This is a genomic window from Xenorhabdus stockiae (genome assembly GCF_002632825.1).
Taxonomy (GTDB): domain Bacteria; phylum Pseudomonadota; class Gammaproteobacteria; order Enterobacterales; family Enterobacteriaceae; genus Xenorhabdus; species Xenorhabdus stockiae.
In genome coordinates this window covers 146,081-160,038 of sequence record NZ_NJAJ01000009.1, presented here as the reverse complement: position 1 = coordinate 160,038, position 13,958 = coordinate 146,081, and the positions used below count along the sequence as shown (strand labels likewise).

General features: G+C 41.3%; 12 protein-coding genes. 3 read left to right on the top strand and 9 right to left on the bottom strand.

What is annotated here, in order from left to right; genetic code table 11:
* Window positions 1-410: 410 nt before the first annotated feature.
* From hemG to pepQ, 4 genes are read right to left on the bottom strand one after another with little or no spacing between them, the layout of a single operon-like run.
* Entirely contained in the window at window positions 411-953 is a 543-nt protein-coding gene (gene hemG / locus Xsto_RS06525) for a menaquinone-dependent protoporphyrinogen IX dehydrogenase (RefSeq protein ID WP_099124443.1), read from the bottom strand.
* Window positions 954-978: 25 nt separating this feature from the next.
* Window positions 979-2,430: a Trk system potassium transporter TrkH gene (trkH, locus tag Xsto_RS06520; protein ID WP_099120811.1), complete on the bottom strand. Its 1,452-nt coding sequence runs from the start codon at window positions 2,428-2,430 to the stop codon at window positions 979-981.
* 37 nt (window positions 2,431-2,467) lie between these two features.
* Window positions 2,468-3,079: an IMPACT family protein gene (locus tag Xsto_RS06515; RefSeq protein WP_099124442.1), complete on the bottom strand. Its 612-nt coding sequence runs from the start codon at window positions 3,077-3,079 to the stop codon at window positions 2,468-2,470.
* Window positions 3,079-4,413, bottom strand: a complete 1,335-nt coding sequence (gene pepQ / locus Xsto_RS06510; protein ID WP_099124441.1) for a Xaa-Pro dipeptidase — start codon at window positions 4,411-4,413, stop codon at window positions 3,079-3,081. The genes Xsto_RS06515 and pepQ overlap by 1 nt, the downstream gene beginning before the upstream one ends.
* A gap of 271 nt (window positions 4,414-4,684) precedes the next feature.
* On the opposite strand from pepQ, the gene fadB reads away from it, so the two are divergent.
* Window positions 4,685-6,871 carry a fatty acid oxidation complex subunit alpha FadB gene (gene fadB / locus Xsto_RS06505; protein ID WP_099124440.1) on the top strand — a complete coding sequence of 729 codons (2,187 nt, stop codon included), beginning with the start codon at window positions 4,685-4,687 and terminating at the stop codon, window positions 6,869-6,871.
* A gap of 11 nt (window positions 6,872-6,882) precedes the next feature.
* Complete coding sequence (fadA, locus tag Xsto_RS06500; protein ID WP_099124451.1) at window positions 6,883-8,046, top strand: acetyl-CoA C-acyltransferase FadA; 1,164 nt, start codon at window positions 6,883-6,885, stop codon at window positions 8,044-8,046.
* Between the two features lie 269 nt (window positions 8,047-8,315).
* Here fadA and fre read toward each other — a convergent pair whose 3' ends face one another.
* Both fre and ubiD read right to left on the bottom strand, forming a co-directional pair.
* On the bottom strand, window positions 8,316-9,017 hold the full coding sequence (gene fre, locus Xsto_RS06495; protein WP_099124439.1) for an NAD(P)H-flavin reductase: 702 nt from the start codon (window positions 9,015-9,017) through the stop codon (window positions 8,316-8,318).
* 10 nt (window positions 9,018-9,027) lie between these two features.
* Window positions 9,028-10,500, bottom strand: coding sequence for a 4-hydroxy-3-polyprenylbenzoate decarboxylase (ubiD, locus tag Xsto_RS06490; protein ID WP_099124438.1), 1,473 nt, complete (start codon window positions 10,498-10,500; stop codon window positions 9,028-9,030).
* Between the two features lie 626 nt (window positions 10,501-11,126).
* On the opposite strand from ubiD, the gene rfaH reads away from it, so the two are divergent.
* Window positions 11,127-11,615 (top strand): transcription/translation regulatory transformer protein RfaH, encoded by a 489-nt coding sequence (rfaH, locus tag Xsto_RS06485; RefSeq protein WP_099124437.1) that lies wholly within the window; start codon window positions 11,127-11,129, stop codon window positions 11,613-11,615.
* 97 nt (window positions 11,616-11,712) lie between these two features.
* Here the strand turns inward: rfaH and Xsto_RS06480 are convergent, their stop codons facing one another.
* The 3 genes from Xsto_RS06480 to Xsto_RS06470 form a co-directional block, all read right to left on the bottom strand.
* On the bottom strand, window positions 11,713-12,681 hold the full coding sequence (locus Xsto_RS06480; RefSeq protein WP_099124436.1) for a hypothetical protein: 969 nt from the start codon (window positions 12,679-12,681) through the stop codon (window positions 11,713-11,715).
* A gap of 153 nt (window positions 12,682-12,834) precedes the next feature.
* Window positions 12,835-13,218 carry a hypothetical protein gene (locus Xsto_RS06475; protein ID WP_099124435.1) on the bottom strand — a complete coding sequence of 128 codons (384 nt, stop codon included), beginning with the start codon at window positions 13,216-13,218 and terminating at the stop codon, window positions 12,835-12,837.
* A gap of 104 nt (window positions 13,219-13,322) precedes the next feature.
* Window positions 13,323-13,850, bottom strand: coding sequence for a hypothetical protein (locus tag Xsto_RS06470; RefSeq protein ID WP_099124434.1), 528 nt, complete (start codon window positions 13,848-13,850; stop codon window positions 13,323-13,325).
* Window positions 13,851-13,958 lie beyond the last annotated feature (108 nt).

Genomic DNA, 13,958 nt, shown 5'->3' with positions numbered 1-13,958 from the left:
ACTCTTCAATTAAAAGTGTTTGATGCTCAAAGAATCGTTACTGTTAGTTCGTAATGAATTAACTGTTTCAGTCACTCTTCAAGACTTTAATCTTTTTTTTGCCTTTCGGCATGTCGATAGTGTCTTGCGAGTGCCCACACAGATTGTCTGATTAATTTGTTAAAGAGCATGGCAACCGAATCTTTCGTTCCGGGTTGCGAGGCTGCGTATCTTACGCTTTTTGCCTCCGGAGTCAAGCGATTATTTTCGCTTTCCTTCCGCTGGCCTGCGTGGCTGTGTTCAGCTCAGCGTCGGTCAGTGGTGGCGCATTATAGGGAGTTTTTCGGCCCTGACAATAGTTTTTTTGCATTTTCTTTTCGTTCGTTTCTTTTTTCCTCAAAACGCCGTAATAATCAACAAAAAGATGACTTTTAGGTCTCTTTTTGAGGCTCTAGCTGTAAAAATGTCTGAGAAAAATGATCCACTTGGGCCCAGTCGGTGTATTCAATCTCTTTTGTTGTATCTGTTTCCCCTCCGGTCATACGCATAATGAGCTGAATCATTATGCGATCAAACCAACGGTAGCGAGGATAAAGTAGTGCTCCGGCAAAAACATCGCACAAATCTGGCTGCCAAGGGCTTTTTACCAAAAACTTATGAACATACGCATTCGTCTCGGGCGTTCTTTTTTCTGGTTTTCTTGCTGTTAAATTGACACTGAAGAAAGCTGTCGGTAGTTGATTCAATTGCTTTTGATGACGAACAACAAACTTATGTAATGCCGAATTAAAGTTCCCGTAGCGTATTGAAGCCCCGATCATCACCTTATTATAAGGAAGCAAATTCATATGATTGACTGTCGCAAGATCTCTCAAGTCACAATTGATACCTGTCCGGCGAATATTTTCTGCAATACGCATGATTATTTTCTTAGTCTGTCCATCCTGTGTGGAATAGAGCAATAGGTAATTCATAAATACGCCCTTTTATCTTCTTAGATTAATCGCGCCAGAAAGTTGGCGTAAATAAGACTAATAAAGTGAAAACTTCCAAACGCCCGAACAACATTGTCACCACTAAAACCCATTTCGCTGTCGGGTTCATTGTAGTGAAGTTATCAGCTACCGTACCCAATCCCGGCCCAAGATTATTCAGTGTTGCGGCAATAGCAGAGAACGCAGAAAACTCATCCACTCCTGTAGCGATCAGTAACAACATGCTAATAATGAAAACCAATGCATAAGCGGAGAAAAACCCCCAAACTGCTTCAATAATTTTTTCAGGTAATGCCCTACGCCCCAATTTAATTGTGTATACCGCATTAGGATGAACTAAACGCTTCAATTCGCGGGAGCCTTGTAGAAACAACAACAAGATGCGGATGACTTTCAAACCACCACCAGTCGATCCGGCACATCCGCCAACAAATGCAGAGCACAGTAGCAGAAATGGCAGAAACAGTGGCCACTTAGCAAAACTGTCCGTCGTAAACCCTGCTGTAGTTGCCATCGATACAACCTGAAAGAAGGCATGATTCAGTGCATTTAATTTTGATTCATAAACGGAGTGCTGCCACAAAACCAGCATACATATGACGACCAATGCCAGCTGGATACTGATAAACATACGAAATTCAGGATCACGCCAATAGACTTTTAGGCTTCTTCCTGAAAGCACTGCGAAGTGCAAACCAAAGTTACAGCCAGAGATCAGTAGAAAAATTGCAATAATAGTATTAATCGTTGGGCTATTAAAAAAACCTACGCTGGCATCATGGGTCGAGAACCCCCCTATCGCAATAGTAGAAAAGCTATGAGAAATGGCATCAAAAACTGACATCCCGGCAGCCCATAAGGCAACCGCACAGGCAATGGTTAACAAAACATAAATCAGCCAGAGAGTCTTTGCCGTTTCAGCAATACGAGGACGCATTTTATTATCTTTCAGTGGCCCCGGCATTTCAGCACGATAAAGCTGCATTCCCCCGACCCCCAGCAAAGGCAGGATCGCAACCGCCAGTACGATGATTCCCATTCCTCCCAACCATTGCAGCATTTGCCGATAAAAGAGAATGGCTTTAGGGAGGGAATCAAGACCAACGAGTGTCGTTGCTCCTGTCGTCGTCAATCCTGAGAAAGATTCGAAAAAAGCATCAGTAATAGAAAGATTAGGTTTTTCTGAGAAAATAAAAGGCAAAGCACCGACACTACCCAGTACAGTCCAGAACAGTACAACGATCAAGAAACCTTCCTTAGGCTTCAATTCATATTTTTGTTCCCGATTGGGTACCCAAAGTACCAAACCAATCAGAAGTGCAAAGATGAATGTCTGACTGAAAGCTCTGCCGGCACCATCTCGGTAAATCAATGCCACTAACCCCGGAATAATCATTGTGACAGAGAAAATAATGACAAGTAGCCCGACAATACGGGTTATGGTGCGAAAATGCATTCAGCAGGTTCCTTCGAAATCCGGTATGACAAAATAATCATTCTTTTGATGTTAAAAATAGCGCACCGCGACTTAAATCACGTAATTTATTACCTATTTCATCTGCAAGGGTAGCAGGTAATGAGACTTGCAATGTAACATTTTCCGTATATTCGCTGGCAAGTACTTGCCCTGAAAATTGCTGTAATAACTGTTCTACCATTGAGATTTGTGCATATTCACATTGTATCTGGTACTGTTTTTGTGGAATTTTATACTCTGTTTCCAATAGCTTGAGCGCCTGCTGAACGCCATTACCGTAGGCTTTCACTAACCCGCCAGTACCTAGTTTAATCCCCCCAAAATAACGGACGGATATTGCAGTGATCTCCCCTAAACCGCTTCCTATCAATTGTGCAATCATCGGCTTACCCGCGGTTCCGGTAGGCTCTCCATCATCTGAAAAACCTAACTGCTGAGAATCATCGGGAGCGCCAGCAACAAAAGCCCAGCAGTGATGCCGGGCATCAGGGTATTGCTGTTTGATACGTTGAATAAACGATTTTGCTTCATCAACCCCGCTGGTATGCTCCAGCAGGGTAATAAAACAGCTTTTCTTTATTTCTTCAGTAAAGCTGACTGAAGCCGCTGGAATTAAATAAGGCTTCATTACGGCAACTGTAAATCTCTGGTCATATTTTCAATTTTTCCATCATGGATAACGATATTATCTTCAATACGAATACCGCCATATGGCTTAAGCGCCTCGATCTTCTTCCAGTCAAAGTGTTTGCTGTATTCGCTGACACGCCACGGCGCCAATAAGGTTTCAATAAAATAAAGCCCCGGCTCAATGGTCAAAACCATTCTTGGCTCCAGAACACGTGTGCAACGCAAATAAGGATACATTTCCGGCGCAGCCAGATGAGTTCCGGTATCATCCTGCATAAATCCGGCAGAATCATGTACCTGCAAGCCAAGCGGGTGACCAAGCCCGTGAGGGAAAAACGGCGATGTCAGCCCTTTTTCAACCATAGCCTCTTCACTAATTCCATTAATGATATCGTGCTTTTTCAGCAACCTGGCTATGCGATAGTGCATATTGACATGATAATCGGTATACCGAGTGCCCGCTTTGATCGTGGTTATAATTGCCTGCTGTTCGTCATTCAGTCCTTTAATCAGATAAGCAAACTCACTGTTTGATTTTGCTGCATAAGTTCTGGTGATATCTGCCGCATAGCCATTATATTCTGCACCCGCATCAATCAAAAAACTGCGAATTTCAGCAGGTACAGTTTGCTGCAACTTTGTATAGTGCAAAACAGCAGTATTTTCATTCAAAGCGATAATATTGTCATAAGGAACATCAGTATCACGGTGGCCTGTTGCGATCAGATAGAACATATTGATTTCGAACTCGCTGACACCTGACAAAAACGCATCATGTGCCGCCATATGGCCATTCACTGCTGTCTTCTGCGCTTCACGCATACAGGCCAGTTCGTAATCTGTCTTATAGGAACGATGGTAACTTAAATAATCTAAAACGGCTTTGGGGTTAAGATTATGCTCGGAGATCCCCAGCAATTTAGCACGTTCAACTTGTTCGCCGATGTAGGCCGTATGTTGTTTTGAAAAACCATTCAGTGCTGCGTTGATATCTTCGGCGCTAGCCAGATGGAACATTTCCACTTCTTCCGTCCAGTATCCGTGAGGAAGTGGTTCCACACTGTGCCAATAGTCCACTGGGGAATAAAACCATAATTTGGGCTTATTGACACCATCGATCCATAACCAGCAATTCGGTACTTTGGTTACAGGAACCCATGCCTTGAAATGTGCATTTGCCTTGAACGGGTAATGGCTATCATCGAGAAATACTCGTAATAATTCACCAGAGTGAATAAGCAGGGCGTCAAGCTGACTGCGTGCTAATATTTCTTTAGCGCGCTTTTGCAAAATTTTAATATGTTCTTGATACAGAGATGCCAACTTTTCCATTTTATGAACCTTTGGGTTATCTGGCCGGAATTTGAATTTTACCACAATACATTATTTTTCGTGTCATCACTGAAAATCAACTTAATAAGAATTAACTGATAATATTTATATTTTTCAAAGCAATAATAAAAAATAGCACTTCCCATCATAAATCTTACCTGTGATCCGCCCTACAAAAAATTAATCATTGGTTTGCATTCACTTAACACACTAATCACAATCAACTGCATCTGGTCATACCAGATGGTATGCACTCATTGAGGAGAATGACATGCTCTACCTAAGTGAAACTATTCAAGTAAACTGGCTGAAAGATGGCATTGCAGAACTGATCTTCAATGCGTCAGCCGCAATTAATAAACTGGATACCAAGACTGTTGCATCACTGGATAAGGCAATTGCTACCCTTGAACAACAATCTGAGTTAAAAGGGCTACTAATCCGTTCTGAAAAACAAGCCTTTATCGTCGGTGCTGATATCACAGAATTTTTATCTTTATTCAGCGCTCCGGCAGAAAAACTGCATGAATTACTGAATCTCGCTAATAACATTTTCAACCGAATTGAAGACCTCGCGGTTCCTACAGTCTCCGCAATCAATGGGTATGCGCTTGGTGGTGGTTGCGAATTGGTACTTGCCACTGATTTTCGCGTAGCATCCCCCGATCTTCGTATCGGTTTACCAGAAACTAAACTAGGTATCATGCCGGGTTTTGGTGGCTCAGTTCGTATGCCACGCTTGATCGGAACTGATAATGCCCTTGAAATTATTACAGCCGGCAAAGATATCGGTGCAGAAGAAGCGTTGAAAAATGGCTTGGTTGATGCCGTTGTACCTGCTGAAAAACTGGTTAACTCTGCTGTTTCTATTCTGGAACAGGCTATTAAAGGTGATTTAGACTGGAAAGCCGCCCGCCAACCGAAACTAGTCCCACTTAGCCTTAATACGATTGAACGCACCATGAGCTTCACAGTGGCTAAGGGCATGGTAATGAAAGTCGCAGGGCCTCATTATCCGGCTCCAATTACTGCGGTAAAAACCATTGAAAAAGCAGCGACTCTGAATCGCGATGAAGCATTAAAACTGGAAAGTGATAGCTTCGTTATGCTGGCGCATACTTCAGTTGCCCGTGCTTTAGTCGGGATCTTCCTGAATGATCAGTATGTAAAAAGTCTGGCAAAAAAACATCTGAAAGAAGTTTCAACACCTCAACATGCCGCTGTTCTGGGCGCGGGTATTATGGGTGGCGGTATCGCTTACCAATCAGCACGTAAAGGTGTGCCGGTTCTGATGAAAGATATTAATCAGAAAGCGCTGGATCTCGGCATGAACGAAGCGGCTAAATTGCTGAACAAACAGTTTGAGCGCGGACGTCTGGATGCGATGAAGATGGCTAAGATTTTGTCATCAATCCAACCAACACTGAATTATGCCGGTATTGAGCAATCTCAGATTGTAGTCGAAGCCGTTGTTGAAAATCCGAAAATTAAAGCGGCAGTTCTGGCAGAAGCAGAATCTCATATTAATGATGATTGCATTCTTGCATCCAACACTTCCACTATTCCCATCACTGAATTAGCCAAATCACTGCAGCGACCAGAAAACTTCTGTGGTATGCACTTCTTTAACCCGGTTCACCGCATGCCGCTGGTTGAAGTCATTCGTGGAGAAAAAACATCAGAAAAAACAATTTCTGCTGTTGTTGCCTATGCCAGCAAAATGGGCAAAACCCCGATTGTTGTGAATGATTGCCCCGGCTTTTTCGTAAACCGTGTTCTATTCCCATATCTGGCCGGCTTTGGCATGTTATTGCGAGATGGTGGTGATTTCCGTCAAATCGACAAAATCATGGAAAAAGAATTTGGCTGGCCGATGGGCCCTGCTTATCTGATTGATGTAGTTGGGATTGATACTGCCCATCACGCACAAAGTGTTATGGCCCAAGGTTTTCCTGAGCGTATGAGCCGTGATTATCAGGATGCCATTGATGTCTTGTTTGAAAACGAGCGTTACGGCCAGAAAAATGGTGTTGGTTTCTATAAATACACTCAGGATAGAAAAGGTAAACCGAAAAAAGAGCAGGACGAGATCACCGATCAGTTACTGGCAGGTGTAAGCCAGCCTAAACAGACTTTCTCTGGCGAAGATATCATTGCACGTACCATGATCCCAATGATTAACGAAGTTGTTCGTTGTCTGGAAGAAGGTGTGATTGCCAGCCCTGCAGAGGCAGACATGGCGCTGGTTTATGGTTTAGGTTTCCCTCCATTCCACGGTGGCGTTTTCCGTTATCTGGATACAATGGGAACAGCAGCCTATGTGAAATTGGCTGAAAGCTATGCCCATTTAGGTGCACTTTATCAGGTTCCAGCCGGCCTGAAAGCGAAAGCTGAGAGCAATGAAAGTTACTATCCTGCGGCAGCAAAACTTGCTGTTAATTCAGGTGAAACAGCGTGAGGTCTGAAAACATGGAAAACGTAGTCATTATTGATGGTATCCGTACCCCGATGGGGCGCTCAAAAGGTGGAGTATTCCGTCAGACCCGTGCCGAAGATCTCTCAGCACATTTGATGAAGTCACTCCTTAAACGTAACCCATCAGTACAACCTGAGCAGATTGATGATATCTCTTGGGGGTGTGTACAACAAACACTGGAACAAGGGTTTAATATTGCCCGTAATGCAGCCTTACTGGCCGGGCTTCCGCATTCAGTACCCGCGGTTACCGTTAACCGCCTGTGTGGTTCTTCGATGCAATCATTGCATGATGCTACCCGCATGATCATGACGGGAGATGCCAATATCGCCATGATTGGTGGTGTTGAGCACATGGGCCACGTTCCGATGACTCATGGCGTCGATTTCCACCCTAAATTAAGCCGTAATGTAGCAAAAGCAGCAGGTGTAATGGGCCTGACGGCTGAAATGCTGGCAAAAATGCATGGTATCAGCCGTGAAATGCAGGATGAATTTGCTATGCGTTCACATCAGCGCGCTGCACAGGCGACAGAGTCAAAAGCCTTTGCCAGTGAGATTGCCCCTCTGCACGGGCACGATGCTGACGGAAACATTCAGCTTATTAATTTTGATGAGGTTATCCGCCCGGATACTAATCTGAAAGATTTAGCTGGTCTTCGCCCTGTCTTTGACCCAGTCACGGGTAGTGTAACCGCCGGTAACTCTTCAGCTCTTTCAGACGGTGCATCAGCAATGCTGGTCATGAGTGAAAGTAAAGCACGTGAACTGGGATTGAAGCCTCGTGCCCGTATCCGCTCAATGGCGGTTGTTGGCTGCGATCCTTCTATCATGGGTTATGGTCCTGTTTCGGCAACACAAATGGCATTGAAAAAAGCCGGTCTGACTCTTTCGGATATTGACCTGTTTGAATTAAACGAAGCGTTTGCTGCCCAATCGCTGGCATGTATGAAGGGTCTGAATCTGCTGGATAGTATGGATGACAAAATTAACCTGAATGGTGGTGCTATTGCACTTGGTCATCCATTGGGCTGTTCTGGTACCAGGATCACAACAACCTTGCTGAATCTGATGGAGCGTAAAGATGTCCAGTTCGGATTAGCAACCATGTGTATCGGGCTGGGTCAGGGCATTGCCACGATTATTGAAAGAGTTTAGCTATCGGAGTATCTGACGATTATTTGTGAGTATTTTCCCCTTGTCTGTCTTATCTATTGCATCACTCGAATAAGTTGTTGCCGTAGTTTCCCGCCTGTCAGGGGCGGGTTTTTTTATTATTGCTCACCAGATGGTAGGTATATACACAATGGATTTCAAGATGCGTCGCGGCGGCAAGGGAGTAAATCCCCAAGAGCATAGCTAACTATGTGACTGGGGTGAGCGAGCGCAGCCAACAAAGAGGCAACTTGAAAGACGAAGTGTATAAATCAGATAAACTCGAACGCATCACCATACATACGCTCAAGAGAAGCATCACGCTCACTGCAAAACCGTTCACGGGCAATTTTAGCCATCTCAAAACGGCCGGCGATATAAATATCATACGGAGCTAAATTGCCAAAATCCTCCAGAACAGCACTTAATACAGTTCCCGTTCTTCCCCGCCAATTACCATCAGCCTGCTCAACCACAGGAACGACGGTTAAATTAGAGTAACGTTCACTTAAAGACTGCAATTCACCCAAATCATAGAGATGTTGCAGCTCACGCCCACCCCAATAAATTGCAATTTCGCGTTCAGGATCGTTCTCTAAGGCAGACAGTAAAATAGAACGGGTATATGAAAACCCGGTTCCTCCTGCAATTAATAGCATCGGGCTTTTACTGTCTTCACGAAACCACGCTTGCCCGTGTGGAATATCGATATCAATAACTTTCTGATCCAGGATCCTATCCATCACCGCCATTGCATACAGGTTCAATTCAGAAGCCCCTATATGCAATTCAATCGTCTGGTGTTCTGATGGCGATGATGCCATAGAGAAGGGGCGTTTATCCCTCTCATCCATCACGACCATAAGGTATTGCCCTGCACGAAAAGAAAAAGGCGAATCAGGTAATAAACGAACCCGATAAACTGTATCTGTAATGGAGTCAACCGATGTTACTTTACAGCTTAGTGTTGTCATGCGTTCCCTCTTATCGCTTCAAAATATCTAATTGATCCCAAATTTCATCGACACGGGCCCGGACCTCATCACTCATGACAATCGGACGCCCCCATTCCCTTTGTGTCTCTCCCGGCCATTTATTGGTTGCATCTAATCCCATTTTTGAGCCAAGCCCGGAAACAGGTGATGCAAAATCGAGATAGTCAATTGGTGTATTTTCCATTAAGACAGTATCCCGTTGCGGATCCATCCGCGTTGTTATTGCCCAGATAACATCATTCCAGTCTCGGGCATTAATGTCATCATCACAGACAATCACAAATTTTGTGTACATAAATTGCCGCAGATATGACCAAACACCCATCATGACCCGTTTGGCATGCCCTGCATATTGTTTTTTCATCGTAACGACGGCAAGCCGATAAGAACAACCCTCAGGAGGTAGATAAAAATCGACAATTTCAGGAAATTGTTTTTGCAGGATCGGTACCAGTACTTCATTCAGTGCAACACCCAATACAGCCGGTTCATCCGGCGGACGCCCTGTATAAGTAGAGTGGTAGATAGCATCACGGCGCTGGGTAATGTGGGTAATGGTAAATACAGGAAACATATCGATTTCATTATAATAACCAGTATGGTCACCATATGGCCCTTCCGGTGCCATTTCACCCGGTTCAATATACCCTTCGAGGATAATCTCAGCACTGGCTGGCACTTCTAATTCATTGGACAAACATTTCACAACTTCCGTTTTATGCCCACGCAACAATCCGGCAAAAGCATATTCAGACAGGGTATCAGGCACTGGCGTAACAGCACCTAAAATTGTGGCAGGATCAGCACCCAGAGCGACAGAAACAGGAAAACGCTCCCCCGGATGAGCCTGACACCATTCCTGAAAATCGAGCGCCCCACCGCGATGTGACAGCCAGCGCATAATAAGCTTATTTTTACCCAAAACTTGCTGACGATAGATACCCAGATTCTGGCGTTCTTTATTTGGCCCTCTGGTTACAGTCAGACCCCATGTAATCAAAGGAGCAGCATCTTCAGGCCAACAATGCATCACCGGGATTCGGGTCAAATCAACATCCCCCCCTTCCCAGACCAGCTCCTGACAAGGCGCAGAACTAAGACGCTTGGTTGGCATATTTAAAACTTGTTTGAATTTAGGCAACTTACCAACCAAATCACGAAAACCTTTTGGTGGCTCCGGCTCTTTGAGAAAAGCCAGTAATTTGCCAACATCATGCAGAGCTTTAACATCATCCTGCCCCATCCCCATCGCAACCCGCTTAGGCGTCCCAAACAGATTGCACAAAACCGGCATCGAATATCCTTTTGGGTTTTCAAACAACAAAGCAGGCCCACCGGCACGAAGAGTACGATCCGCGATTTCGGTCATTTCCAGATAGGGGTCAACTTCCATACTAATTCGTTTTAATTCACCAGATTGTTCCAGCAAGGAAAGAAAGTCTCTTAGATCGCGGTATTTCATATTATTCAATTATGCCGATTTTTAAGGGGGAAGGACATTATAAGCTCTCGAATGCAGGTTACAAGGTAAACCCATAACTTACTAAAAATCAATGAATTTATTGTATTTTTGCTAAGACACAGAGAAACGTTGTTCAGCCTCCATTCCTGCTTACCCAATTGCATGAAAAACGTCTGATTACGTAGATAAATTTTAAGCTATTCATTTACACCAATAAAATAGTGCTATCCTCTTAATATGCATTTATTCAAAAAATAAACCATTCTGCAATTTTATCTAAAAAATCATTTTAATTCATAATCATAAGTAAAATGAAACTATTATCGGTTTAATAATGATACACAATGGATTTCAAAATTCACCGTGGCGGCAAGAGAGCATCAAATTTGTCGGGAATGAATTTGCTCAGCCAACAAAGAGGCAACTTGAAAGATAAGGTGTACAAGATGTGGATTTTGGCCCGTAAAACGCTTTACTGCCTATAAAAACATGTCATTTTCTTTAAACACATTTTGCACTTTATATATGATTTGCTTATATCGGTTTTGTTATGCTTCATTTTATAGGTGATTCTGGTATATCGCTTTTGTTATGCTTAGTACATTGTGTAATGGAGTCGGAATATTATGGGAAATTGGTATCTTCTTTATTGTAAACGCGGGCAAATCTCTCGGGCGATAGAAAACCTGGAGAGACAGGATGTCATTTGCCTGACACCCACAGCCAAAATTGAAAAAATTATAAGGGGCAGAAGAACGACCGTAACCGAACCTCTTTTTCCGAACTACCTTTTTGTGAACTTTGATCCAGAAGTGATTCATACCACCACAGTTAATTCAACGCGGGGGGTTAATCACTTTATCCGTTTCAGTACATACCCAGCGGTTGTCCCACAACAATTAATCGATGAATTAATGAATGCGACTGAACAGGAATTCACTGCACCAGAAACTCCTGTTTCCGGTGATACTGTTCTGATAACTGAAGGGATTTTTGAAGGGATTCAGGCAATTTATAATGAACCAGATGGAGAAACTCGTTCAATTCTTCTGCTGAATATTTTAAATAAAGAAGTTTCCAAGGTATTAGATAATAAACAATTTACAAAACTCTAATTCAACCTAATTATAATTAAACCGTCATTAATATCTTTTATTTATAACAAAAGATATTAATGACGGTTTTTTGCTGTTTTAACTATTTTTCCAACTGCTATTTGGGGTCAGTAGCCTTTCTCGGCGGCCCAAGCCTGTCTAGTTCCGCTAAGATTGCCGAAATCTGTTGTTCCCAGTCGGTTGGTTTTATTTGTTTACGAAACCACGGCAATCTCTCTTGGCGTTTAAAATCAACTGAACTGACTGCTTCTTTCCCCTGTAACAAATATTTTGACATAAATGCCAAGATATAAATCTTATCCTCATCCGAGTTGAAAAGACTGAGATAAGGAATGAAAAATTGGTATGTCAATTCATTTTTTTCATTTAGCCCATAACATTTGAAATGCAAAATATTATTAGTAAACGCCACTTCTAATTCTTTATAACGCGATACATACATTTTCCCTTTTTTCCAGGTATAAAAAAGTTTCCTTTCATGATCAATAATGAAATTTGCAGGCTTACGTAATCGTAATAATATGCTAATAAAAAGAATATTGGTGATAAGAAAAAACAACCCAAAGCTTGCATCTATAATCAGGTATCGTCTAGCCCTTTCTTCACCATAATAACTACCCTTAGAATATTTTATATGGAAATAATCCAATAATGATACTTTTTCATCATCTGATATTATCTGTAATGATTTAACATATTCAGGTGCATTGGGATTTAAATAAAATTTCTCTCCATAACGTTTTTTGGCATTCTGTACAGACCAAAGATAACCTTCTTCATTAGCTTTCCATACTGTAACAAAACTATTAATAAAAAAACCAAGACATAACATAAATCCAATCATCAAAGGTATTATAACTTCTTTTCTGGCTCTTATGATATTATGACGAAATTGACATTCCTTGTCATTTATTACGTCCAAAAAACCTGCACGTTTTACAGTTTTATCATTCAACAAAATTATTTTTCCCTCTAGAACAGGATCACCAAATGTAGACAATGGTTCTGTTGGAGGTTTTTTCACTCTAAACATTTTTTTAAGTGTTTTTTTAATTAACTTACTCATTTAATGTAATACCTTATCTTCATATCCATAAGTAGCATTCCAAAATATAATGTTAACAATACACTTAATCGTCAATCATAAAATGATTACAGAGCGTTGGTAGACGCTCTGCTGAAAAAGTCAATATTAGTGAAATATTCTTTAAAACTATTTTCACTCAATGTTTTTTTCTTTGACTTTTTTTATAGATACTAAAACACCTAGAGGACCAAATTTATCCAATTCTGCCAAAATATTTTTAGATTGAAATTCCCAATTTATAGGTTTTGGATTTTTTCTCTGCCAAAGTAACGAAGCTTGTTTTTTAAAATCCACAGAACTAACTGATGATTTACCCTTCAACAAATACATGGAAATGAATTTTAGCATATAGAGTTTTTCAGATTCTGAACTCATCTGAGCAAAACTCAACATAGAAACACTCGGTACAAAAATATGAGAGATTAAATTGTTACTTTCATCCAATCCATACAGTTTTAAATAAAGAATATTGGAAGAGTGAATAATACCAATTTCTTCATAACGAGCTACATACATCTTTCTTTTATACCACGTATAAAATAGGTTTCTATCTCGATCAATAACCAAAGGAGCAGGTCTTCTTTTAAAGAAGAGTTGTCTGATACAGATCAAGTTAAAAATTATAAAAAAAACAAAAATCCTCCATCCGTTATTAGCTTATGTTTCGACCTATCTTCTCTATATAAACTATTCTTTGAATATCTAATATAAAGATATTTTAAAAAAGAAATCTCCTTATCATCTGCTATTATTTTTAGTAAATTAGTATACTCCGGTGCTTTTGGATTTAAAAAAAATTTTTCGCCATATTTTTCTTTTGAATATTCAACAAATTTAAGAAGCGTTTTTGCATTTGCACTCCATGCCTTTAAAAAATCATTAATAAAAAAACAGAGCCCTAACATGAGGCCAAGAGTCACAGGGAGTAAAACTAATAATCTTGCAACATTCATAGCATGGCGTATCTGACATTTTTTATCATTGATACTTTCCAGAAATGAGGTCCATCTAATATTCTCCTGATCTAAAGTATCTGATTTTTCTACTGGTTGTGAGATATTTAATTCGGATAAACATACAGCAGGTAGATCGCGAACCCTGATCTTATTGAATTTATTATAGAACCATTTTTTTATTACATTCTTCATTTAACGTAATTCCTCATCAATATATCCATAAATAGCATTTTCTATTAATGGTTCCTCTCCCCATTTATAACGAATGAGTAATCCACTATCCAGTGCTCAGAACAATCG